Annotated in this window: 20 protein-coding genes and 1 other annotated feature; of the genes, 14 read left to right on the plus strand and 6 right to left on the minus strand. The window is 49.5% G+C overall.

Annotated features, from left to right (window positions below; translation table 11 throughout):
• Window positions 1-45 precede the first annotated feature (45 nt).
• On the plus strand, window positions 46-1,356 hold the full coding sequence (gene rpoN / locus ACNFN4_RS08255) for an RNA polymerase factor sigma-54 (RefSeq protein ID WP_448200117.1): 1,311 nt from the start codon (window positions 46-48) through the stop codon (window positions 1,354-1,356).
• A 37-nt stretch (window positions 1,357-1,393) separates the two neighbouring features.
• On the opposite strand, the gene lutP is transcribed toward rpoN, so the two are convergent.
• On the minus strand, window positions 1,394-3,070 hold the full coding sequence (lutP, locus tag ACNFN4_RS08260; protein WP_021495226.1) for an L-lactate permease LutP: 1,677 nt from the start codon (window positions 3,068-3,070) through the stop codon (window positions 1,394-1,396).
• 205 nt (window positions 3,071-3,275) lie between these two features.
• Between lutP and ACNFN4_RS08265 the strand changes: the two genes are divergently transcribed.
• From ACNFN4_RS08265 to ACNFN4_RS08285, 5 genes are all read left to right on the plus strand, one after another.
• Window positions 3,276-3,995 carry a FadR/GntR family transcriptional regulator gene (locus tag ACNFN4_RS08265; protein WP_014418922.1) on the plus strand — a complete coding sequence of 240 codons (720 nt, stop codon included), beginning with the start codon at window positions 3,276-3,278 and terminating at the stop codon, window positions 3,993-3,995.
• Between the two features lie 30 nt (window positions 3,996-4,025).
• Complete coding sequence (locus ACNFN4_RS08270) at window positions 4,026-5,216, plus strand: aminotransferase-like domain-containing protein (protein WP_021495224.1); 1,191 nt, start codon at window positions 4,026-4,028, stop codon at window positions 5,214-5,216.
• A 181-nt stretch (window positions 5,217-5,397) separates the two neighbouring features.
• Window positions 5,398-6,114 (plus strand): (Fe-S)-binding protein, encoded by a 717-nt coding sequence (locus ACNFN4_RS08275; RefSeq protein WP_014418920.1) that lies wholly within the window; start codon window positions 5,398-5,400, stop codon window positions 6,112-6,114.
• Window positions 6,115-6,141: 27 nt separating this feature from the next.
• Window positions 6,142-7,572: a LutB/LldF family L-lactate oxidation iron-sulfur protein gene (locus ACNFN4_RS08280; RefSeq protein WP_007407375.1), complete on the plus strand. Its 1,431-nt coding sequence runs from the start codon at window positions 6,142-6,144 to the stop codon at window positions 7,570-7,572.
• On the plus strand, window positions 7,572-8,294 hold the full coding sequence (locus ACNFN4_RS08285) for a LutC/YkgG family protein (RefSeq protein ID WP_021495223.1): 723 nt from the start codon (window positions 7,572-7,574) through the stop codon (window positions 8,292-8,294). Before ACNFN4_RS08280 ends, ACNFN4_RS08285 begins: the two co-directional genes overlap by 1 nt.
• A 35-nt stretch (window positions 8,295-8,329) precedes the next feature.
• Here ACNFN4_RS08285 and ACNFN4_RS08290 read toward each other — a convergent pair whose 3' ends face one another.
• The 3 genes from ACNFN4_RS08290 to ACNFN4_RS08300 all read right to left on the minus strand — a co-directional run bounded on the left by ACNFN4_RS08290 (window position 8,330) and on the right by ACNFN4_RS08300 (window position 12,271).
• Window positions 8,330-9,658, minus strand: a complete 1,329-nt coding sequence (locus tag ACNFN4_RS08290; protein WP_160183029.1) for a GntP family permease — start codon at window positions 9,656-9,658, stop codon at window positions 8,330-8,332.
• Window positions 9,659-9,684: 26 nt separating this feature from the next.
• Window positions 9,685-11,229: a gluconokinase gene (gntK, locus tag ACNFN4_RS08295; protein WP_007407372.1), complete on the minus strand. Its 1,545-nt coding sequence runs from the start codon at window positions 11,227-11,229 to the stop codon at window positions 9,685-9,687.
• Window positions 11,230-11,413: 184 nt separating this feature from the next.
• The gene (locus ACNFN4_RS08300) at window positions 11,414-12,271 is read right to left on the minus strand and encodes a MurR/RpiR family transcriptional regulator (RefSeq protein WP_061862583.1); all 858 of its coding nucleotides are present in this window, start codon (window positions 12,269-12,271) and stop codon (window positions 11,414-11,416) included.
• Between the two features lie 151 nt (window positions 12,272-12,422).
• Here ACNFN4_RS08300 and ACNFN4_RS08305 point away from each other — a divergent pair, with 151 nt between their 5' ends.
• On the plus strand, window positions 12,423-12,581 hold the full coding sequence (locus ACNFN4_RS08305) for a hypothetical protein (RefSeq protein ID WP_014418916.1): 159 nt from the start codon (window positions 12,423-12,425) through the stop codon (window positions 12,579-12,581).
• Window positions 12,582-12,672: 91 nt separating this feature from the next.
• Window positions 12,673-12,912, plus strand: a binding site (T-box leader).
• Window positions 12,913-12,973: 61 nt separating this feature from the next.
• On the plus strand, window positions 12,974-14,314 hold the full coding sequence (locus ACNFN4_RS08310; protein ID WP_029973563.1) for an amino acid permease: 1,341 nt from the start codon (window positions 12,974-12,976) through the stop codon (window positions 14,312-14,314).
• A 34-nt stretch (window positions 14,315-14,348) separates the two neighbouring features.
• Here the strand turns inward: ACNFN4_RS08310 and ACNFN4_RS08315 are convergent, their stop codons facing one another.
• The gene (locus tag ACNFN4_RS08315) at window positions 14,349-15,266 is read right to left on the minus strand and encodes a DMT family transporter (protein WP_072177071.1); all 918 of its coding nucleotides are present in this window, start codon (window positions 15,264-15,266) and stop codon (window positions 14,349-14,351) included.
• Between the two features lie 97 nt (window positions 15,267-15,363).
• Here ACNFN4_RS08315 and ACNFN4_RS08320 point away from each other — a divergent pair, with 97 nt between their 5' ends.
• Both ACNFN4_RS08320 and ACNFN4_RS08325 read left to right on the plus strand, forming a co-directional pair.
• Window positions 15,364-16,257 (plus strand): LysR family transcriptional regulator, encoded by an 894-nt coding sequence (locus tag ACNFN4_RS08320; RefSeq protein WP_022553810.1) that lies wholly within the window; start codon window positions 15,364-15,366, stop codon window positions 16,255-16,257.
• 113 nt (window positions 16,258-16,370) lie between these two features.
• The gene (locus ACNFN4_RS08325) at window positions 16,371-17,378 is read left to right on the plus strand and encodes an LLM class flavin-dependent oxidoreductase (protein WP_014305852.1); all 1,008 of its coding nucleotides are present in this window, start codon (window positions 16,371-16,373) and stop codon (window positions 17,376-17,378) included.
• Between the two features lie 35 nt (window positions 17,379-17,413).
• On the opposite strand, the gene ACNFN4_RS08330 is transcribed toward ACNFN4_RS08325, so the two are convergent.
• Window positions 17,414-18,502 (minus strand): GntR family transcriptional regulator, encoded by a 1,089-nt coding sequence (locus tag ACNFN4_RS08330; protein WP_141235108.1) that lies wholly within the window; start codon window positions 18,500-18,502, stop codon window positions 17,414-17,416.
• 256 nt (window positions 18,503-18,758) lie between these two features.
• Here ACNFN4_RS08330 and ACNFN4_RS08335 point away from each other — a divergent pair, with 256 nt between their 5' ends.
• From ACNFN4_RS08335 to ACNFN4_RS08350, 4 genes are all read left to right on the plus strand, one after another.
• Window positions 18,759-20,153, plus strand: a complete 1,395-nt coding sequence (locus ACNFN4_RS08335) for a sugar porter family MFS transporter (RefSeq protein WP_003151605.1) — start codon at window positions 18,759-18,761, stop codon at window positions 20,151-20,153.
• Window positions 20,154-20,417: 264 nt separating this feature from the next.
• Complete coding sequence (gene cggR / locus ACNFN4_RS08340) at window positions 20,418-21,452, plus strand: gapA transcriptional regulator CggR (RefSeq protein WP_003151607.1); 1,035 nt, start codon at window positions 20,418-20,420, stop codon at window positions 21,450-21,452.
• Between the two features lie 33 nt (window positions 21,453-21,485).
• Window positions 21,486-22,493 (plus strand): type I glyceraldehyde-3-phosphate dehydrogenase, encoded by a 1,008-nt coding sequence (gene gap, locus ACNFN4_RS08345; protein ID WP_003151611.1) that lies wholly within the window; start codon window positions 21,486-21,488, stop codon window positions 22,491-22,493.
• Window positions 22,494-22,814: 321 nt separating this feature from the next.
• Window positions 22,815-23,999 carry a phosphoglycerate kinase gene (locus ACNFN4_RS08350; RefSeq protein ID WP_053285142.1) on the plus strand — a complete coding sequence of 395 codons (1,185 nt, stop codon included), beginning with the start codon at window positions 22,815-22,817 and terminating at the stop codon, window positions 23,997-23,999.
• The last annotated feature ends 22 nt before the right edge of the window (window positions 24,000-24,021 follow it).

The following is a 24,021-nucleotide window of genomic DNA, read 5'->3' on the forward strand; positions in this document are numbered from 1 at the left end:
GGTATGAAACCAATCATGTACAATGAAAAAAGGGGAGTGAGCATGATGGATATCAAACTTCAGCAAACACAAATGTTAAAGCCTCAATTAACGCAAGAGCTTAAACAGGCTATCACATTACTCGGATACAATTCCGCGGAACTGGCCGGATATATTGATGAGCTCTCACTGGAAAACCCTCTGATTGAACGAAAGGAAACAGACACGCCGCCACTATCTTACCATAAAACAAATAAAAACAGGATGAAAGAACGGGACGGAAGCCAGCAGATCAGACTTACCCGCAAAACGCTGCAGGATTCGCTCAAACAGCAAGCCTTAGATATGAAGCTGTCCGATGATGAGAAAAAGATTTTCAATTATCTGATACATTCATTGGACTCAAACGGATATTTAAAAGAGGACATACCAGCTGCCGCCGACCATGTATCCGCTTCACAAGAGGAGACGGAAGCGGTTCTGAAAAAGCTTCAATCCCTTGAGCCCGCGGGAATCGGCGCCCGGTCTTTGCAGGAATGCATCCTTCTTCAGCTCCGCCGTCTTCCCGAGCGGAACGAACAGGCGGAATGGATTGCCGACGCCTATTTTGAGCTATTTGCAAGAAAGAACTGGAAAGCGCTTACAACGAAAACGGGCATTCCGCTTAAAGACATTCAGGACATCGCTGACATGATCAGCGCGCTTGATCCGAGGCCGGGGCTCCGTTATGCGCATGAGGAGCCGGGTTTTTACGTGGAACCGGATATTTTCATCACAGTGAAAAACGGCATCATTCAAGCGCGGCTCAACAGCCGTTCGTTTCCTGACATCCAGCTTCATACCCATTATCAGCCGCTCTTGTCAGCTGCCGGGTGCCGTGACACGAAAAATTATCTGTCGGCAAAATATCAGGAATGGCGCTGGCTGAACCGGGCTTTGTCGCAAAGAAAACAAACGATCACGAGAATTATCGGCGTCCTGACTGAACGGCAGGAATCCTTTTTTCTCACAGGAAAAAGCGGAATGCAGCCGCTGACCTTAAGAGAGGTGGCGGAAACGCTGGAGCTCCACGAATCAACGATCAGCCGGGCCATCAAAGGGAAGTACGTTCAGACGCCGTACGGACTGTATGAAATGAAAACATTTTTCTCGGCGAAAGCTGAATCATCGGGGGACGGCGGCGCCTCCAATTATGCCGTAAAAGCGCATCTGGAGGAATTGGTCCATAAAGAAGATAAAAAGAAACCTTTTTCAGACCAAAAGCTTGCCGATCTGCTGCATGAACAATATGACATCCGAATCTCAAGGCGCACCGTCGCCAAATACCGTGACCAATTAAATATTCCGCCGTCATCGGCGAGAAAACGGTACAGCTGAAACCTCCCCGAGCCAAACCCCGGGGAGGTTCTCCGTGTTACGGGATCATCCATGAAAACAGATGATGCTGTAAAAATGTAATAAGACAGACGAGCAGAAGCAAAAACAGACTGTGCTTAATCGTAAAGCGGAAAAGGTCGGCTTCCTTGCCCGCCAGACCGACAGCGGCACAGGCAACCGCAATGGATTGCGGAGAAATCATTTTTCCGGTGACACCGCCTGATGAATTGGCGGCAACGGAGAGAACCGGGTCCATTCCGACAGAGAGCGCCGTCACCTTTTGCAATCCGCCGAACAACAGGTTGGCCGACGTATCAGAGCCGGTAATAAATACGCCGAGCCAGCCGAGCACCGGCGAAAAAAAGGTAAACATCGCGCCCGTCATGGCAAGCGCAAGACCGAGTGTCGTGCTCATGCCGGAAGCATTCGTCACATAAGCGAAGCCGACAACAGAAACAATGGTCACGACCGGAAGCGTTAACTCTTTCACCGTTTCTATAAACGCTTCGCCCCACGTCTTCCACGACATGCCGAGGGCGAACTTGGAGATGACGGCGGCAATCAGAATCGCCGTTCCCGCTGAACCGAAAAGCTCAAGTTTGTACACGGCTTCAATCGGCGTGCCGTCCGCCTGAAGAATCTGCTGATTTACAAATGGTACGGGAGGCGTGAAGGTCAATGCACGCCCGGCTGCATTCAGCCAGGAAAGCCACATTGACGTTCCTTCGTAATGACCGGTTAAGGCAGCCTTCACGCCGGGAATCCCCCAGACGGATATCATGGCCGTCAGAAGAAGGAAAGGAGACCACGCTTTAAACACCGCGGCGCCCCCGTACTTGATCGGCGCCCGGTCAGCGGCCGCTGCTGATTCCCGTTCTGCCGCGAAACGAAAGGCCGTTTTCGGTTTCCAAAATTTCAAAAACACAGCGAGCGCGGCCATGGAAACAAGCGCCGACAGCACATCCGGCAGCTCAGGCCCTAAAAAATTCGAGCTTGCGTACTGCACGGCCGCAAAGGAGACGCCGGAAACAAGAATGGCCGGCCATATCTCAAAAGCCTTTTTAAACCCGCTCATCAAAATGATTAAGTAAAGCGGAATAAAGACGGATAAAAACGGAAGCTGCCGGCCGACCATTTGAGAAATTTCCATTGCCGGTATCCCGGTCGGACCTTCGACAGCGGTAATCGGAATGCCGATCGCGCCGAAGGCAACGGGCGCCGTATTGGCAATCAGGCAAATCCCCGCCGCATACAGCGGCTGAAAACCAAGTCCGACGAGCAAAGCGGCCGAGATCGCGACGGGAGCGCCGAAACCGGCGGCGCCTTCTAAAAACGCCCCGAATGAAAAGGCGATGAGCAGCGCCTGCAAACGCCGATCATCTGTAATTGAGAGCACCGAACTCCGGATAATCTCAAACTGTCCCGTTTTCACGGTGATTTTATACAGAAAGACCGATGTGACGATAATCCAGCCGATCGGAAGCAGCCCGTACACCGCTCCCTGAGAAGCGGACATCACCGCTTTTTCCGCCGGCATGCCGTAAACAAATACAGCGATTAAAAGTGAAACGGCTAACGTGAAAAGCCCCGCGATGTACCCCTTCATCCGTTTCACCGCAAGCGCCCAAAAAAAGAAGATAATCGGCACGAGCGCGCAAGCTGCCGATAAAAGCAAATTTCCCCCTAAAGGAGCGTACCCCTGTGTCCATTGCATCCCTAAAAAACCCCTCCTTATGTCATGTAAGCGATTACTTTTTATGATAAGGTCATCTGATGACCGGGTTAATTAGCATTATATTTTGAAAGTTTTGAAAGTACAATACTTTTCTTGAACAAATTGTCTGAACCTGTCGGCGGTGCGAAAAAAGAAGTATAATAGACGATAAACATCAAGATTCACAAGTGACGGGGTGATCGCGTTGAAATATAAACAAATTAAAACGAAAAAAATCTACGAAGAAGTCGCTGACGCATTGCTGGAGAAGATAAAAGCGGGCGAGCTTAAGCCGGGTGAAAAGCTTGATTCCGTTCAGGCGCTTTCTGAGAGTTTTCAGGTCAGCCGCTCGGCGGTCAGAGAAGCGCTGTCGGCTTTGAAAGCGATGGGGCTCGTCGACATGAAGCAGGGAGAAGGCACATACATAAGAGAATTTGAGCCGTCTCATGTTTCCCAGCCGCTTTCTTCCGCCCTCTTGATGAAAAAAGAGGACGTCAAACAGCTGCTCGAAGTCAGAAAGCTGCTTGAACTCGGCGTCGCCGCCATGGCCGCTGAAAAACGCACCGAAGACGATTTACAAAAAATCCGCCAAGCTCTCCTGGAGATGAAAGGCATTGACGGAGACGAAGAATTGGGCGAAAAAGCGGATTTCTCCTTTCACATGGCGCTGGCGGAAGCATCACAAAACGGGCTGCTCAAGCATCTCATGAATCATGTCTCCGCGCTTCTTTTGGAAACAATGAGAGAAACGAGAAAAATTTGGCTGTTTTCTAAACGAACGAGCGTGCAGCGATTGTATGAAGAGCATGAACGCATTTACAGCGCCGTCGCCGCCAAAGACGCGGATGAAGCGGAAGCGGCGATGACGGCGCATCTGACGAATGTGGAAGAAGTGCTGGGGGCTTATTTTGAAGAAAATGTATAGAAGCTGACTTGTGAAAGGGGATAACATCACATGCAGGCCGAATCTTTTTTTTCTGACCATGTAAAGAAAGCTCTGACAAACGATCCTCCCGGGGAATGGATGCCGGCAGTTCCGAAAGCGTGCATCCCCCTGCATTCCGGCTATCCCGATCCCGCACTCGTTCCTGATAAGGAGCTGAAAGAAGCCGCCGCCCGCCTTCTGGATGAGGAGCGCGATCTGCCGCTGCATTATATGGGAAGCCCGAGGACGGCCGTTTTAAAAAAGCAGATTCAAGAACGGTTAGCCACCCGCGGCATTCACTGTCGGGACGATGAGCTGCTCGTGACGTCAGGCGCCTGTCAGGCGATAGATCTGGCAGCCCGGGTTTTCCTCGATGAACAAACCGCCGCTGCCGTTGAAGCTCCGGTCTATATGGAAGCGCTCGAGATTTTTAAAAATTACACACCGCATATCATGAGCATTCCGACAGATCAAGAGGGCCTGCAAACAGAAACATTAGCGTTCATGCTTGAGGAAAGAAAACGAAAAGGGCTTCTGATTCCCCGTCTTCTCTACACGATACCCGCTTTTCAGAATCCTGCGGGAACCGTAATGTCAGCGAAGCGGAGAACCCGCCTGCTTCAACTTGCCGAAGCGTATGATTTTCTCATCTTGGAGGATGATGCATACGGTGAGCTCGGATTCACTGATATTCCGCCGCCTTTGAAAGCTATGGATCAAAACGGCCGGGTGCTGTACGCCGGTTCATTATCAAAAGTCATCGCCCCGGGTATGAGGATCGGCTGGATTGCAGGGGACGCCGCATTCATCACGGCATTGTCATGGTTAAAAAAAGACTTAGGCCACCCGTTTTCCCAAGCGGTGACCGCCGTCTATCTGGAACAAACGAATGTGGAAGAACGGCTCGCCGCCTTGCGGGAAGCATATCGAAGCAAACGTGATGTTTTGCTCGCCGCATCAGCGCGATATCTTCCGGAATCCGCATCCTGGCACGTGCCTGAAGGCGGTTACTTTGTATGGGTGAAAGCGCCTGGGGCGGATACATCCGCAATGCTGGCGAGGGCTCTTTCTCACGGCGTTTCCTATGTACCCGGTAAATATTTTTTTCTGCATCAGGAAGACGGTGCCGAATATCTTCGCCTGTCGTTCAGTTATGCCGGTAAAGCCGCGATAAAAGAGGGTGTGCAAAAACTGGGACGTCTGCTGGAAAACGGGGTGTAGAGCAGCATGAGGAGCTTTCGGGCTTCTCTTTTTTTGTCCCCTTCAGCACATCAGGCGAAAGGATTTTTCAGAAAAACCTTCCAATCCATATTCAGAATAGTGTAGGATATTCATAGAGCTTTCCTAAAAACAGGTCATCAGATGACCGGATCACATATTGAGGATGAAAGAGGGGTTCATCATGAAAGTCTCATTATTTGTCACGTGCCTTGTGGATATGTTCCAGACCAATGTCGGAAAGGCGACGGTTGAGGTGCTGGAACGGCTCGGGTGTGAGGTGGATTTTCCCGAGGGGCAGATTTGCTGCGGGCAGCCCGCATACAACAGCGGGTATGTGACGGATGCGAAAAAAGCGATGAAGCGGATGATTGCCGCGTTTGAAGAAGCGGAGTACGTTGTCAGTCCGTCAGGTTCCTGTACGACGATGTTCCGTGAATATCCGCATCTGTTTCAGGACGATCCGAAGTGGGCGGCAAAAGCGCAGCAGCTTGCGGACAAAACATATGAGTTAACAGATTTTATCGTCAACGTTCTCGGGGTGGAGGATGTCGGGGCGGTGCTGCAAAAAAAAGCGACAGTCCATACATCGTGCCACATGACGAGGCTGCTCGGCGTGTCGGAGGAGCCGATGAAGCTTTTGCGCCATGTCAAGGGGCTCGAGCTGACCGCGCTTCCCGGAAAGCACCAATGCTGCGGATTCGGAGGAACGTTTTCTGTGAAAATGGCGCAAATCTCTGAACAAATGGTGGATGAGAAGGTCGCCTGCGTGGAAGACACGGAGGCCGAAGTGCTGATCGGGGCGGATTGCGGCTGTCTGATGAATATCGGCGGGCGTCTTGACCGTAAGGATAAAAACGTCAGAGTCATGCACATCGCCGAAGTGCTGAACAGCAGATAACACGGGAAACAACAAGGGGGGAAAATCATGGCGATGAAAATCGGTACCGCCGCTTTTAAAGAGCGGGTATCAGAAGGAATAGATAATGAGTTTATGAGAGGAGCCGTCTCCGGAGCGCAGGAACGGCTCAGGACAAGAAGGCTTCAGGCGGCCGAAGAATTGGGAAACTGGGAGGATTGGCGTTCCCATGCGGAAGAAATCAGACAGCATGTGCTGGACAATCTTGATTTCTATTTGGAACAGCTCGCCGAAAACGTCGCCAACAGAGGCGGACATGTCTTTTTCGCCGAAACGGCGGAAGAAGCGTCCTCCTATATCCGCGATGTCATCCGGCAGAAAAACGCCAAAAAAATCGTAAAATCCAAATCCATGGTGACAGAAGAAATCAATATGAACGAAGTGCTTGAGGAAGAGGGCTGTGAAGTCACAGAAACGGATCTCGGCGAATACATTCTCCAGATTGACGACCACGATCCGCCGTCACATATCGTTGCTCCCGCTCTTCACAAAAACAAAGAGCAGATCCGTGACGTGTTTAAAGAGAGACTCGAATACAAACAGACGGAAAAACCGGAAGAGCTCGTCATGCACGCGCGCAGCGTTCTCCGGAAAAAATTTCTCGAAGCGGATGTCGGCATTACAGGCTGCAACTTTGCGATCGCGGATACCGGATCGGTCAGTCTCGTGACGAACGAAGGAAACGGCCGTCTTGTGTCCGCGCTGCCGAAGACGCAGATCACCGTGATGGGAATGGAGCGGATCGTTCCGTCATTTTCTGAGTTTGAAGTGCTTGTCAGCATGCTGACGAGAAGCGCGGTCGGCCAGCGGCTTACAAGTTACATTACGGCGCTGACGGGACCTCGTCAGCAAGGAGAAGCTGACGGGCCTGAGGAATTCCACCTCGTGGTTGTGGACAACGGGCGTTCCCGCATACTCGGCACGGAATTTCAATCGGTGCTGCAATGTATCCGCTGCGCCGCCTGCATCAACGTCTGTCCCGTGTACCGGCATGTCGGCGGACACTCGTACGGGTCCATCTATTCGGGTCCGATCGGCGCCGTCTTATCGCCTCTTCTCGGCGGATATGACGAATACAAGGAGCTCCCGTACGCATCTTCCTTATGTGCGGCCTGTACGGAAGCATGTCCCGTTAAAATTCCGCTGCACGAGCTGCTGCTCAAGCATCGGCAGAACATCGTGGAAAAAGAGGGCAAAGCGCCGATCAGCGAAAAACTGGCGATGAAAGCCTTCGGGCTCGGCTCGTCATCCCCGTCCCTTTATAAAATGGGATCGAAATGGGCGCCTGCCGCCATGACGCCGTTTACGGAAGATGACAAAATATCAAAAGGGCCGGGGCCGTTAAAAGAATGGACGGCAATACGGGATTTCCCGGCGCCGCATAAATCGAGATTCAGAGATTGGTTTAAAGACCGGGAAAAACAAAAGGGGGAAGAATGATGATGAAAGGGACGGTTACACATCAGGAATCCTTTTTAAACCGGATCGCCGAAAATCTGGGCAGAGAGCGCAGAAAATCAGGCGTGTCCCTGCCTGAATGGAAGTATCAGCCTCAATATCAAACGCATGCGGACTGTACGGAAGACGATCTTGTCACGATGCTGAAAGACCACTGCGTCAACATTCATACCGAACTGATCGAAACGGATGCAGCCGGGCTTTACGACGCTTTGCGCACGCAGGTGAACCGTTTTGAAGGAGGGCCTGTCATCATTCCGAAGGACAGCCGGTTTGAAACGTACGGCTTGCAGACCCTTATGACAGAAGAGTGGCCGGATGAAGGGATTCCCGTTTGGGAATGGGACGCGGAACAAGGAGCGAAAAATATTGAAAAAGCGGAACAAGCGAATGTGGGCATTACATTCAGCGAGATCACGCTTGCGGAATCAGCCACCGTCGTTTTGTATGCGTCAGAGCATGCCGGCCGTTCCGTCAGCCTGCTTCCGACCACCTATATCGCAATCATCCCAAAATCTTCCATTGTGCCGAGAATGACACAGGCCAGCGATATACTGAAACAGCAGATCAGAGACGGCGTCACCGTTCCTTCCTGCATCAACTATATTACTGGACCGAGCAACTCGGCCGATATCGAAATGGATTTGGTTGTCGGCGTCCACGGACCCGTTAAAGCCGCTTATATCCTTGTGAATGACCGATAAAAAAACAAACCCCGGTTTTCGGCCGGGGTTTGTTTTTATATAAACGCGTTAATGATCATGATAAAACAGATCGCACTGACAGAAATAATCGTTTCCATCGCCGTCCATGTCAGGAACGTTTCTTTTACTGTCATTCCGAAATACTCTTTAATGAGCCAGAAACCGGAGTCATTGACATGTGACAGAATCAAAGAGCCCGCTCCCGTTGCCAAAACGAGAAGCTCACTGCTGACGCCCGGCATGACAGATGCAATCGGTGCAACAATGCCGGCCGCCGTCATCATGGCGACAGTCGCTGAACCTGTGGCGACGCGGATGACCGCCGCGATCGTCCAGCTTAAAAGAACGGGAGAGAAGCTTGAATGCTTCGCCATGTCAGCGATATACGTGCCGACGCCTGAATCAATCAGGACGTTGTTAAAAGCGCCGCCGGCTCCGATCACAAGCAGAATGGAAGCGATCGGCCCGAGACAGTCATTGCTGAATTTTAAAATGCTTTCTCTGTCAAAGCCCTGATAAAAACCAAGGCTGAAAAAGGAGTAAACCGTGGCGATCAAAAGCGCCGTGACAGGGTCGCCGATAAATTTAAAAGTTTCATAGAGCGCGCTTTTTTCCGGAAGCGCAATTTCGGCAAGCGTTGCCATAAGCATCAGGATCACCGGTACCAATATCGTAAACAATGTATTTGCGAATCCCGGAAGCTTGCGTTTTTCATTCCGTTCAATAAATTGTTTTTTCAACAGTTCGGGAACGGGTTTATGAATGCGCTTACCAATCCATTTTCCGTAAAGCGGCCCCGCGATGATGGCAGTCGGAATGCCGACGATTAAAGAAAACAAAATCGTTTTTCCGACATTGGCGTGATAAATGCCGACAGCCGCCATCGCCGCCGGGTGGGGCGGAACCAATCCGTGCACGACGGAAAGTCCCGCAAGGAGCGGAATCCCGATCGTCACTAATGAAACGCCGGTTTCAATCGCAATCGTAAACAAAAGCGGCACGAGCAGGACGAAGCCGACCTGGAAAAAGACCGGGATGCCGACGATAAAAGCGACGGCCATCATCGCCCAATGCACTTTCTTTTTGCCGAAGCGGCTGATCAGGGTGTGGGCGATACGCTCCGCACCGCCTGATTCAGCCATCATTTTTCCGAGCATCGTACCGAGGGCCAGCACGATCGCAAGCAGCGACAGCGTATTGCCGAGCCCGGTTTTCATCGAAGCGATAATGTCCGGCAGATTCATGCCCGTTGCGAAACCGACAAGGATGGATGTAATCAAAAGACTGATAAACGGATTTAATTTAGCGACCGTAATCAATAAGAGTAAAACGATAATAGCGGCAATGACAATAAACAGTAACATGACCTTTTCACCCTTTCAAAGAAGAATTAACGGCTTTGTTTGAGCTGAAATTCACTGATGACGTCAAATTCATCTTTGAGCTTGTCATACAGCCGCTCGTATAAGTAAAACAGCTCAATATATGTTTCGCTGTTTTTGACGTTCGGTTCATGGCGGTGAGAAATTCTGATCCAGTCCTGAACATCCTCGATCCGTTCCATTTCGCCAAGGCTGTGCAAAGCGAGAACGGCCGCTCCGAGCGCCGAGGCTTCGTAACTTTCCGGAACGAGGACTTCCCGTCCCATCGTATCGGACAAAATCTGCCTCCAAAGCGGCGATCTCGCAAATCCTCCCGAAGCCCGCACGTCTTTTGCGGGGCCTGCCAAATCTCTCAGTGCGACACCGATTGAAAAGACGCTCATGATGACGCCTTCCAGCACCGCTCTGATAAAATGCTCCCGTTTATGGCGGAGGCTGATGCCGAAAAACGTTCCGCGGGCATTCGGATTCCAAAACGGCGCGCGCTCCCCAGATAAAAACGGCAGAAACAGCAATCCCTCAGAGCCTGCGGGCACTTTATCAGCGATATCAATCATTAAATCGTACGGATCAATGCCGAGCCGCTTCGCCGTTTCGACTTCCGGAGAAGCGAATTCGTCTCGAAGCCAGCGCAGCATAATGCCTCCGTTATTCGTCGGGCCTCCGATGACCCAATGCTTGTCAGTCAGCGCGTAACAGAATGTCCGCGCTTTTTCATCCGTAATCGGCGCATCCGTCACCGAACGCACGGCTCCGCTCGTTCCGATCGTAACGGCCACTTCGCCTTTGCCGATCGCGCCGACTCCAAGGTTGGCGAGCACGCCGTCATTTGCGCCGATAATAAACGGTGTATCCGCATGAATGCCCATCCGTGCAGCGATTTCCGGCGCAAGGCCGCGCAGCTGATGAGTGGTCGGCACGATGTCCGACAGCTGATCTTCCCGGATTCCGGCAATCCGGAGCGCTTCTTCATCCCAGGAAAGCGTATCTAGACGGAACAGCCCTGTTGCCGAAGCGATCGAATAATCGACGACATAAGTTCCGAAAAACTCGTGCAGAATATATTCTTTAATACTGATGAATTTGGCGGTTTTCGCGAATGTCTCCTTGTCCTGTTCTTTCATCCACACAATTTTGGAAAGCGGAGACATCGGGTGAATCGGCGTACCCGTTCTTTTATAAATATCAAAACCGTTCATCTCTTTTAAAATCCGTTTTGATTGCTCGGCGCTGCGGTTGTCCGCCCAAATGATGCTTTTGGTCAGCAGGCCGCCGTTTTGATCGACAGCTATCAATGAGTGCATGGCGGTGCTGATGCCGATTGCAAGCAGATTGTCAGGACTCAGTCCGGCCTTTGTGACGGCGCCCCTGATGCTTCCGATAACCGCTTCCAAAATGTGCTCAGGATCCTGCTCGGCCCATGCCGGCTTTGGCTGTATTAAATCATAGTGAACCGAATGCTTGGCTAACACTTTGCCTCTTGGTCCGAACAGAACGGCTTTCGTACTGGTCGTGCCGATATCCAGACCGATAACAGCTTGGGTTTCCTTCATAATATATCCCGCCTAATCTGATTGAATAATAAGATAGATTGATAATGTATGCCCTTACAAAGTCAATTATAGGAATAATTTTTTTATAAATCAACGATGAAGAAGAAAATTTTTTTCATAAAATTGCCTCAATTCCCGCTGTATCGGTATTCTCTCTTTTGAAAAATAAATATTCAGAAAGCGATTACAAACGTTTGTGCGCGATCATTTTTCTGATTCGCTGCAAGTTGGCGAGCGTTTTCTCCTGCCGCAGCCGGGCCGTGGCGAAATACAGTGTATCAATGACCGACAGCTGGGCAAGCCTTGCGGACATTGCTTCCGTTCTGAAAGCCGTCTCCCTTGTTGACGTATACAGCACCACGTCGGAAATCTGGGTGAGCGGCGACTTTTGGTAGCTTGTAATGCCGATCGTACCGGCGCCGAGCGATTTGGCCATTTTCACCGCGTCAAGCACGTCCTTATTGCTCCCCGAATGAGAAATGCCGATGACTGCGCTTTCGGGACCGAGAAGACCCGCTGACATCGCCTGAAAGTGAGAATCCGTGTGTGCGATGCAATTTATACCCGTACGCATAAATTTGTGATACGCGTCAGTGGCGATCAGCCCGGAACCGCCGTTTCCGTAAAATTCGATTCTGTCTGCGCGGTGGATCATTTCTACCGCTTTTTCAACGTCGGCCGGATCTAATAAATGAAAGGTATCGGTCAGACCGGAAATGTTTGTGCGGAAAACTTTCTGGATGATGACTTCGATATCGTCGTCGGGGCTCATTTCTTCATGAATGTGCTGCACCGGCTCCTGAACGATCTCCTGAGCAAGCGCGATTTTTAAATCCTGATAGCCGGAAAAACCGAGCCGTTTGCACAGCCTGAAAATCGTCGCTTCAGAGCTTTTCGTTTTTTCCGCCAGCTGAATGATGGAAAGGTGAACCACGTCTTTCGGTTCCTTCACGATATGGTCTGCAATCGCTCTCAATTTTGGCGACAAACCTTTGCTGGCCGCCTGAATCTTCCCGATGCTGCTTGAATTCACAGGGGTCATGCTATAACCTCCCTACTCGAATGTAAACGCATACTTTTATGATAAAGCAAGTTTCAATATAAGGAAAACAGAATTTTAAAATTGTTTTTTCAATTTTGTATATAAAAAAAGAGAAAAAGCCGCCGATGATAGAAAGTGAGGAGGCACCTGAATGAAAAAAGTATGGATTCTCGTCATATCATTCGGCATTGCGCTTGCGCTGTTTTTATACGCAAACACAAAGGTGAAAGCGGAAAGCGCGGCGCCCGGAAAGCAAAGCCTTGTGTCCGGATTTCAGCTGAAATTTCCGAATCACCGGGTAGGACAATAGGCGGCAAAAATTAGTATTGACTTTGAAAATAGAAGACTGTATATTATGATACTATATTCAGAAAATAAAAACTCAAGAGATTCATTTAACATAAAACACTGTGAACGGGAGCAGTAAAAGAATCCAGTCAGAAAAAGAGAGCCGCGGGTTGGTGCAACGCGGACTGATTGTTCTTTGAACTCGCCCGGAAGTGGCAGGGCGGAACGGAATTGTCGGAATATTCCCTATGTCCTAACGGCTGACCTTCGTTAAAAGGTTTTTAAGCTGGATTCCGGATATTCGGGATCAACAAGAGTGGTACCGCGGCTGCCTGAGGCACGCCGTCTCTTTTCCTAAAGAGGCGGCGTGCTTTTTTATGTGATGAACACTTTTTGCGAGAGGGCGTGTGATAGATGGAAAAGGACAAGCAAACGTTAAAACGGACGATGTCGTCCAGACACATTATGATGATGGCGCTTGGAGGCGCGATCGGGGCCGGGCTCTTTAAAGGCAGCAGCACGGCGATTGATGAAGCGGGGCCGTCCGTGCTGCTGGCCTACCTCCTCGGCGGAATCATTCTGCTGTTTATTATGCAAGGGCTGGCCGAAATGGCAGTCAGAAACAAACATGCAAGGACGTTCCGTGATTTGGTTCAGCAGTCTCTCGGGTCGTACGCTGCATACTTTTTAGACTGGATCTATTGGAAAATGTGGGTGCTCAATATTGCCGCGGAGGCGGTCGTAGCCGCCATTTTCATTCAATATTGGCTGCCGGAATGTCCGATATGGATATTGGCTTTGATCATTTCCATCGTGGTGACGGTCGTAAACATGCTTTCTGTGAAACTGTTTGCCGAGACGGAGTACTGGCTCGCGCTTATTAAAATTACAGTGATTGTCATCTTTATTTTATGCGGGATTCTGCTTTTATTTTTCTCATTCGGCAATCACACGGCGCCGGGGCTGTCTCATTTAACGGATCACGGAGGGTTTTTCCCGCATGGAGCGGGGGGCGTCATTACGGCGATGCTCGTCGTGATCTACTCATACGGCGGAACGGAAATCATCGGCGTCACGCTGGCGGAGACAAAAAATCCCGAAAAGGTGATCCCGAAAGCTGTCCGAAGCACGTTAACGCGGATTGTCGCTTTTTACTTGCTGCCGTTTTTCATCATCGTCAGCCTGATTCCTTGGAATCAAGTCAACAGCGTTCCCGAAAGCCCGTTTGTCATAGTATTTAAGATGATCGGAATTCCGGGTGCCGACCATATTATGAATGCCGTCATTCTTCTTGCGATTATCTCGTCTATGAATTCGGGACTGTACGGATCATCCCGCGTCTTGTTTACGCAGGCTTCTGACGGCCGGGTGCCGAAAGTTTTTTCAAAACTATCGAAGAAAAAGGTTCCCGTCTATGCGATTCTGACTTGTACGTCATTTTTATATGTAGGCGTCCTGATTTCTTTATTCGCAGGAAGCCGGACGTTTAATTATTTGATGGGTTCACTCGGCTATACCGTGCTGTTCATCTGGCTGATTATCGGATTCGCCCATTTGAAATCAAGAAAACATTCAACAGAACAGCCGGCTTATTACGTCAAATGGTTCCCGTATACGACATGGTTCGCGGTGCTTGCGCTTTTAGCCATCCTGATCGGCGTAATTGCGACGACATCCATCGTCATCACATGCATCACCGCGGCCATCTATCTCCTCATTACGGCTGCGTATCTTGTGAAAGGGAGACGTCAATAAATAAAAAAACTCTTGCCCCGCGGCAAGAGTTTTTTTAATGAACGGCCTTTTTTTCTGCGGCCAGAGCAGGTGTTTTCAGTTTCTTCGGTGTTATATTCACTAAACAAATGCTTGTGACGATCAGAAGCAGTCCGGCTAAAAGGCTGACGGTAAGCGGCTCATGCAGGAATATCGAGCTGACGACAATGGATATGAGCGGGATCAGGAAGGTGTAAGAGGCAACCTTGCTTGCTTCCCCTGAACCGACAAGCGTAAAAAAGGCGAGCCAGCCGAGCGCGATAACAAAAACTGAAATGAACAGAAGGCTCAGAATGAACGGAGCTTTCCATTGAATGGCTGAAAAGCTTTCTGAAAAACGGCCGGAGCTGACAAGCAGTACGCCGCCGATCAGAAGCTGAAGAGCGACCATCCAGATAGAATCCGCGCGTCCGCCCGTTCTTTTCACATATACCGTGCCGAGCGCCCAGCTGACCGCAGAGCCTAAGGCCAAAAGAATGCCGGCGATGGAAATATGGCCTCCGAAACCGGCTGCGCTGATGACGGCGACACCGGCAAAGCCCAGAATAAGACCGGCTATTTTTAAAGGATACATCGATTCCCCGAGCCACAGCCAAGAAAAAACGCCCATTAAAACCGGCTGGAAAAACACGATGGCTGAAAATAAGCCGGCAGGCAGGTAATTCAATCCGACCGTTTGCAGGCCGTAAAATAAAGTAATATTTAAAATGGCAGAAATAAGATAGATCGGCCACGTTTCTTTAAAACGCAGCTTTTTAAAACGGGGCAGCGCCACCATTAATAATAGAAGTCCGCCGATCAGCGTGCGGATTCCGGCAAACAGAAGAGGCGGCGAATAGGCAAGCGCGGCCTTTGTCAGCGGCCAGTTAATTCCCCATACCGTGACTAGAAACGCCAGCATAAGAGCCGTCTGTATTTTCGAAAGCTGTTTCACGTCGTTCACTCCTTGTAGAACAATTCCATCATATGATACGGTAATCAGTAAGATAAATAAAATGAATCTTTTTTATAAGGAGCATAAGTAAAACGTTATGACAATTACACAACTGCGGGTTTTTGTTCAAATCGCTGAAACGGGAAGCTTTACAAAAGCGGGGCAGGCGCTGAATATGACGCAGCCCGCCGTCAGCCATGCCATCTCTGCGCTTGAGTCAGAGCTCGGCATCAAGCTGATCATCCGCGAGCGCCGCAACGGCGTAAGGCTCACGGACACGGGCGGAAAAATTCTCGTCCATATCAGAGAGGTGCTCAAAGGCATAGAAAAAGCCGAGCAGCTGGCGGCCGCGGAAAGAGGTCTTGAACAGGGAACGATTCACATCGGCACATTTCCGGCCGCTTCCGCTTATTTCATTCCAAAGCTGATCAGCGTGTTTAAAAAACGGTATCCGAAGCTTGAACTGGTGCTTCATGAAGGAACGGCGGACGAAGTAAAAGAATGGCTGCAATCCCGGATGATTGACGCGGGCATTCTGCTGTTCCCGACAGAGGATATGGATTCCTTTCTGCTGAAAAAAGACAAAATGGCAGCGGTTATGCATAAAGATCATCCTCTCGCCGCACGCTCAACCGTAACGATAAAAGATCTGGACGGTGAACCGATGGTGGTTTGCGAAGGCGGTTACACGTCACCTTTTGCAGGCCTGTTTAAACAAGCCGGTGCCGAACTTTGCGCCGCCTTTACCGTGTTTAATGTCAGTACGTCCATCAATATGGTGCGGGAGGGGTTGGGCATGGCAATCTTATCCGATATGTCCATGGCCGGCAATCCCCTCCCGGAAGAAGTGGTGATTAAAGAGTTTGCGCCGGATGTATTCAGGGAGGTGCAGCTGGCGGTTCCTTCCATGAAAGACGCATCACTTGCCGCCAAGCTTTTTATTGATGTCGCCGAGGAGCTGTTCATCCGTAAGAAAACCGCCGCTGACTGATTGTTCGAAGATCATCGAATCAAATTGTTTAACTCACGGGAAAAGCTGTGGTAAGGTGTGTGGTAAAGACCTTGTTTAAGATCTGCTTACACTAAACCGCAAAGGAGAAAACGATGGCTGAACATACATTGAAAGATACTGCGTTTTCCGTATTGAATTTATCGCCGGTCGTACAGGGAGGAACGGTTGCTGAATCGTTCCGCAACAGCATGGATTTAGCGCGCCGCGCCGAGGAGTGGGGCTATAACCGCTATTGGCTGGCGGAGCATCATAATATAGAAGGTGTCGCCAGCTCGGCAACGGCGGTGCTGATCGGCCATATCGCCGGCGGCACGAAAAAAATCCGCGTCGGTTCTGGGGGTATTATGCTGCCGAATCATTCGTCACTTATAATCGCGGAGCAATTCGGAACCCTTGAAACGTTATATCCAGGGCGGATTGACCTCGGACTCGGGCGTGCGCCGGGTACCGACCAATTAACGGCGAGGGCCTTAAGAAGAAACATAAACAGCGGGGAGGATTTCCCGGAGCAGCTTGAAGAATTGAGAAATTACTTCAAACCGTCAGGCAATGTGCGCAATCAAGTCCGCGCCATTCCGGGCGAAGGGCTGGACGTGCCGATCTGGCTTCTGGGCTCAAGCGGCTTCAGCGCGCGTCTTGCGGGAGAGCTCGGGCTTCCGTTCGCCTTTGCGGCTCACTTTTCACCGAAAAACACCGTGCCCGCCCTTGAGCTGTACCGCAGCTCCTTCCGTCCGTCAGACGTACTGGATCAACCGTACGCGATGGTCGGCGTCACCGTCATTGCCGCCGATACGGATGAAAAGGCGGAGCATCTGGCAACATCGCATTATCAAAGATTTTTAGACCTCGTCCGCGGCACGCCGAACCAGCTGAAGCCTCCTGTTGAAGACATGGATCAAATCTGGTCGCCGTATGAAAAAGCGATGGTCAATGAACAGCTCAGTTCAACGATCGTCGGCGGACCGGAGCGTGTGAAGGAAAAGCTGGAAAGCTTTATCCGGACAACACAGGCGGATGAAATCATGGTGAATTCAGAAAGCTTTGAGCATGCCGACAGAATGAGATCATTTGAGATCATCGCCGAATTAAAAAACAGCTGAGCAAAAAAAGCAATGTGCCGCGCACATTGCTTTTTTTATTCGCCGATCAGCTTGACTGAATTCCGGATGATGAGTTCCGGTTCATACACGACGTCATCCTTCTTCGGTTTTTTATGTTCTAAGCAGTCGATGACGTATTTTGCCGCCGCTTTCCCCATAATGGATTTCGGATGCTTGACAGAGGTGAGCTTCACCTCGGAAATCTGGGCGAAATGTGAATCATCATAGCCCATGACCGATACGTCATCAGGCACCTTTAACCCGAATTCTCTGAGAAGATTAATCGTCTTCAGCGCAATTTCGTCATTGTAGCAAAGAATGGCCGTCGGATGTGACCCGCTGTTTTGCTCAAGGGTATGCTTAATTTTTTGGAGAAGCACGGTTTCTTTTTCCTCAGTCGTGTAAGTCACGATCATGTCCGGAGACGGAAAAATCCCGCGCTCCCGATGCGCCTGAAGATAGCCGTTCATCCGTTTGACGCCCTGCGTGTCATCCGCTTTAAAGATTCCCATAATGTGCGTGTGGCCGAGGGACATGACGTATTCGCAAGCCATCATGCCGCCTTTGACATCATTGACGGAAAAGCTCGGTGCGGCCAGCTCCGCATAAGAAGCGTTAATCATGGCAAACGGAATGCCGTTTTTCTCCAGATTGAGATAGTAGCCGATGTTGGGCGTCTGCAGCGCGCTTTTTGTAGGCTCGACAATCAGCCCGTCTATATTTTTGGACAGCAGGTTTTCAAGGCCGCGCCGTTCACTTTCTGTATTGTTGTTGGTGCTCGTCAGCAGCATGGAATAGCCCTGTTCGCTTAAATACGATTCGATTCCCCTGATGATGCTCGGAAAAATATAGTCTGATATGTACGTTGTAATGACGCCGATCGTTTTGTTTGAATGCATGGCTGATTTCGCCGTGCGTGAAGCGACAAAGGTGCCTCCGCCCTGAACGCTGTACAGCAGCCCTTGCGAGACCAAATCTCCGATCGCCTTTCTGATGGTATGGCGGCTGACGCCGAACTGCTGCATCAGCTCATTTTCCGTAGGCAGCTTTTCGTCCGGCTGTATTTTTCCTTGATTCAGCCATGAACAAATTTCTTCTTTTACTTGAGCATATTTCGGTAGCATATCAATTCCTCCAAAATGTATACGGACAAATTCCAGTATAACATAGTAAGCCCTTTCATCAAGCTGTAAAAATAATTGACAGATTATGAAAAACTGCTTATTCTTTATTTGTACGTACTAATTTTCCTTATTTTTAGATAAAATTCTTTATAAGTACGTACAAATGTGGCGATTCTGAAGAAAACAAAGCAACATCAAGCGCCGCACTCAGATTTGTAAGCGTTTTTATTCTATTATTCGCGGGAGGGTAAAATTCATGAAGAATCACCCGGCACCAATTGGCTCAAATGTACCTGTCACTCGGCAGCATTCCAAGTGGTTTGTCATTCTCATCTCATGCGCGGCCGGACTGGGAGGGCTTTTGTACGGTTATGACACGGCGGTGATTTCCGGCGCCATCGGTTTCCTGAAAGATTTGTACCGCTTAAGTCCTTTTATGGAAGGGCTCGTGATTTCAAGCATAATGATCGGCGGTGTTTTCGGCGTCGGGATTTCCGGATTTTTGAGCGACCGTTTCGGACGGAGAAAGATTTTGATGGCAGCGGCGCTGTTGTTTGCGGTGTCAGCGGTTGTCTCTGCGCTTTCTCAAAGTGTGTCTTCCTTAGTGATCGCCAGAGTCATCGGCGGTCTGGGAATCGGCATGGGCTCCTCGCTTTCTGTCACGTATATTACCGAAGCCGCTCCGCCGGCAATACGCGGCAGTCTGTCTTCACTGTATCAGCTGTTTACGATATTAGGGATTTCCGGCACTTATTTTATTAACCTCGCCGTTCAGCAGTCCGGCTCATATGAATGGGGGGTGCACACCGGCTGGCGGTGGATGCTCGCTTACGGCATGATTCCGTCCGTCATCTTTTTTATCGTGTTGCTTATCGTGCCTGAAAGCCCGCGCTGGCTTGCGAAAGCGGGGCGCCGGAATGAAGCCCTCGCCGTGCTGACGCGCATTAACGGCGAGCAGACCGCGAAAGAAGAAATCAAACAAATCGAAACGTCTTTACAATTAGAAAAAATGGGGTCATTGTCTCAGCTGTTTAAACCGGGGCTGAGAAAAGCGCTTGTGATCGGGATTCTGCTGGCTTTATTCAATCAGGTCATCGGCATGAACGCAATTACGTATTACGGGCCGGAAATTTTCAAAATGATGGGCTTCGGACAGAATGCGGGGTTTATCACGACATGCATCGTCGGTGTCGTTGAAGTGATTTTCACCATTATCGCGGTTCTTTTAGTCGATAAGGTGGGCCGGAAAAAGCTGATGGGGGTCGGATCTGCCTTTATGGCGCTGTTCATGATCTTAATCGGGGCATCCTTTTATTTTCAGCTGGCGAGCGGTCCGGCTTTAGTCGTCATCATATTGGGATTCGTCGCCGCTTTCTGCGTATCAGTCGGGCCGATTACGTGGATCATGATTTCGGAAATCTTTCCGAACCACCTCCGCGCACGCGCCGCCGGTATCGCGACGATATTCTTATGGGGGGCCAACTGGGCGATCGGCCAGTTCGTGCCGATGATGATCAGCGGGTTAGGGCTCGCGTACACCTTCTGGATATTCGCCGTCATTAATATTCTCTGTTTCTTGTTTGTCGTGACGATCTGCCCTGAGACGAAAAATAAATCATTAGAAGAAATAGAAAAACTCTGGATAAAATGAAAGCGTTTTACGACAAAAGTCCGCTCCGGCGGGCTTTTGTCTGTCACCTTCATTCCGTTTCTGTATATAATGACTGTATCAAGGAGATACTGGAAAATCCTGCGAAGAATGTCGACGAATTGACCTTTAACAGTTGAATTAACAATGTCATCCTGTTAAAATAATTAAAGAAAGCAGACATAATTTTTTTTGGCTATGATGGGACGTTTTTTGTCATAGCGGGACATTTTCTGTCCAGTATGAATAGGAAGGAACGTTTGAGTCATGAACCAGTTAATACAAGCTCAAAAAAAATTATTGCCTGATCTTTTGCTTGTGATGCAGAAAAGATTTGAAATCTTGCAGTATATCAGGCTTACCGAACCGATCGGCCGCAGAAGTCTTGCAGCCAGTCTCGGATTGACCGAGCGCGTTCTCAGAAGCGAGGTTCAGTTTTTGAAAGAACAGAATCTCATCGATATTAAAACAAACGGCATGACAATGACGGAAGAGGGCTACTCACTGCTTTCGATTCTGGAAGATACGATGAAGGATGTTTTAGGATTGACGCTTTTGGAAAAGACATTAAAAGAGCGGCTTAATCTGAAAGACGCCATTATCGTTTCCGGAGACAGCGACCAATCTCCTTGGGTCAAAAAAGAATTAGGGAGAGCGGCCGTTGCATGTATGAAAAAGAGATTTTCAGGCAAAAATATCGTCGCTGTAACCGGCGGTACGACAATTGAAGCCGTCGCCGATATGATGACGCCGGATTCAAAAAACCGCGAGCTCCTGTTTGTGCCCGCAAGAGGCGGTTTAGGCGAAGATGTGAAAAACCAGGCGAACACCATATGCGCGCATATGGCGGAAAAGGCTTCAGGCACTTACCGGCTTTTGTTCGTTCCCGGGCAGCTGTCACAAGGCGCCTACTCATCTATTATTGAAGAGCCTTCCGTAAAAGAGGTGCTTCACACGATTAAATCAGCGAGTATGCTCGTTCACGGAATCGGCGAAGCTAGAACAATGGCGGAGCGAAGAAACACGCCTTTGGAAGATTTGAAGAAAATAGATGACAATCATGCGGTGACAGAGGCATTCGGCTACTACTTTAATGCGGACGGAGAAGTCGTTCACAAGGTGCATTCAGTCGGAATGCAGCTTGATGACCTCGATGCCATTCCCGACATTATCGCGGTAGCGGGCGGATCATCAAAAGCAGAAGCAATTGAAGCTTATTTTAAAAAGCAGCGAAACACGGTTCTCGTCACGGACGAAGGAGCCGCAAAGAAGTTATTAAGGGATAACAGTCCCTCAATATAAATATCTCTCACTTATTTAAAGGAGGAAATAATCATGGCAGTAAAAGTCGGTATTAACGGTTTTGGTCGTATTGGACGTAACGTATTCCGCGCAGCATTAAACAATCCTGAAGTTGAGGTAGTAGCGGTTAACGATTTAACAGACGCTAACATGCTTGCTCATCTTTTACAATATGATTCCGTACACGGAAAATTAGATGCAGAAGTTAAAGTTGACGGCAGCAACCTTGTTGTTAACGGCAAAACAATCGAAGTTTCTGCTGAGCGCGATCCTGCGAAACTCAGCTGGGGCAAACAAGGCGTTGAAATCGTAGTTGAATCTACTGGTTTCTTCACAAAACGCGCAGACGCTGCGAAACACTTAGAAGCAGGCGCGAAAAAAGTTATCATCTCTGCACCTGCTAACGAAGAAGATATCACAATCGTTATGGGTGTTAACGAAGACAAATACGATGCGGCTAACCACCATGTTATCTCTAACGCATCTTGCACAACAAACTGCCTTGCGCCGTTTGCAAAAGTACTTAACGACAAATTCGGCATCAAACGCGGTATGATGACAACTGTTCACTCTTACACAAACGATCAGCAAATTCTTGATCTTCCGCACAAAGACTACCGTCGTGCGCGTGCAGCAGCTGAAAACATCATTCCTACATCAACTGGTGCTGCTAAAGCAGTTTCCCTTGTTCTTCCTGAACTGAAAGGCAAACTGAACGGCGGAGCTATGCGTGTGCCGACTCCAAACGTTTCTCTTGTTGACCTAGTTGCTGAACTGAACAAAGACGTAACGGCTGAAGACGTAAACGCAGCTCTTAAGGAAGCGGCTGAAGGCGATCTTAAAGGAATCCTTGGCTACAGCGAAGAGCCATTAGTATCCGGAGACTACAACGGCAATGCTAACTCTTCTACAATCGATGCTCTTTCTACAATGGTTATGGAAGGCAGCATGGTAAAAGTAATCTCTTGGTACGATAACGAAAGCGGCTACTCTAACCGCGTTGTTGACCTTGCAGCTTACATCGCAAAACAAGGTCTTTAATTCATAGCTCCCGGAAAGGGCCGGACTTGGTTCTTTCGGACAGAAACGCTATAATGAAAGCGGACAAGGGAAGGGGACGGACTCCCTTTCCCTTTTTCCATGAGAACCGGCTTTCAGAAAGCGCCGGATTGCTGCAGAACGTCCGCGTTTTGAAGTTTCCGCGGCACTTTCGTTTTCTGAGCCGCCTGCCCTGGCTCAGAAGACGATCTGCCCCGTGCCCGGAAGCTGCAATCTGCCCCGCGGCGGAAGCATCATGAGGCGTTTTCACGTTTCACGTTTTTCGTGCTATGCAAACCATTTTGAAGGAGGATCTCCTAAGGCATGAATAAAAAAACAGTAAAAGACATCGACGTAAAAGGCAAAGTCGTATTCTGCCGCGTTGACTTTAACGTTCCAATGAAAGACGGGGAAGTAACAGACGATACTCGTATCCGCGCTGCGCTTCCAACAATCAAACACCTTGCAGACCAAGGCGCGAAAGTCCTTCTTGCGAGCCACTTAGGCCGCCCGAAAGGCGAAGTGGTTGAGGAGCTTCGTTTAACTCCTGTCGCTGCACGCTTAGGCGAACTGCTCGGCAAAGAAGTGAAAAAAGCGGATGAAGCTTACGGCGATGCTGTAAAAGCACAAATTTCCGAGATGAAGGACGGAGACGTTCTTGTATTGGAAAACGTACGTTTCTATCCTGGTGAAGAGAAAAATGATCCTGAACTTGCAAAAGCATTTGCTGAGCTTGCGGATGTATATGTCAATGACGCATTCGGTGCTGCCCACCGTGCTCACGCATCTACAGCCGGAATTGCCGAGCATCTGCCGGCGGTTGCAGGATTCCTGATGGAAAAAGAGCTTGACGTTCTCGGCAAAGCCGTGACAAATCCTGAGCGCCCGTTTACGGCAATCATCGGCGGCGCGAAAGTAAAAGACAAAATCGGCGTAATCGAAAGTCTGCTTGATAAAGTGGACAACCTGATCATCGGCGGAGGTCTTGCTTACACATTCGTAAAAGCGCTTGGCTATGAAGTCGGTAAATCTTTGCTTGAAGAAGATAAAATCGAACTTGCAAAATCATTCATGGACCGCGCGAAAGAAAAAGGCGTTACATTCTATATGCCGGAAGACGTGCTCGTTGCTGATGATTTCTCTAACGATGCAAACGTTCAAATCGTGCCGATCTCTGAGATTCCAAGTGATTTAGAAGCGATCGACATCGGAACGAAAACCCGCGAAACGTACGCTGAAGTTATCAAAAACAGCAAACTTGTCGTATGGAACGGACCGATGGGCGTATTCGAAATCGACTTGTTCGCTCAAGGCACAAAAGCAGTGGCTGAAGCATTGGCAGAGGCAAACGATACATACTCTGTCATCGGCGGAGGAGACTCTGCGGCAGCCGTTGAAAAATTCGGCCTTGCTGACAAAATGAGCCATATCTCAACAGGCGGCGGCGCATCCCTTGAATTCATGGAAGGCAAAGAGCTTCCGGGTGTAGCTGCGCTGAACGATAAATAAAAACTGCTATAAGGAAGTGGAA

Source organism: Bacillus sp. N1(2025), assembly GCF_053470005.1.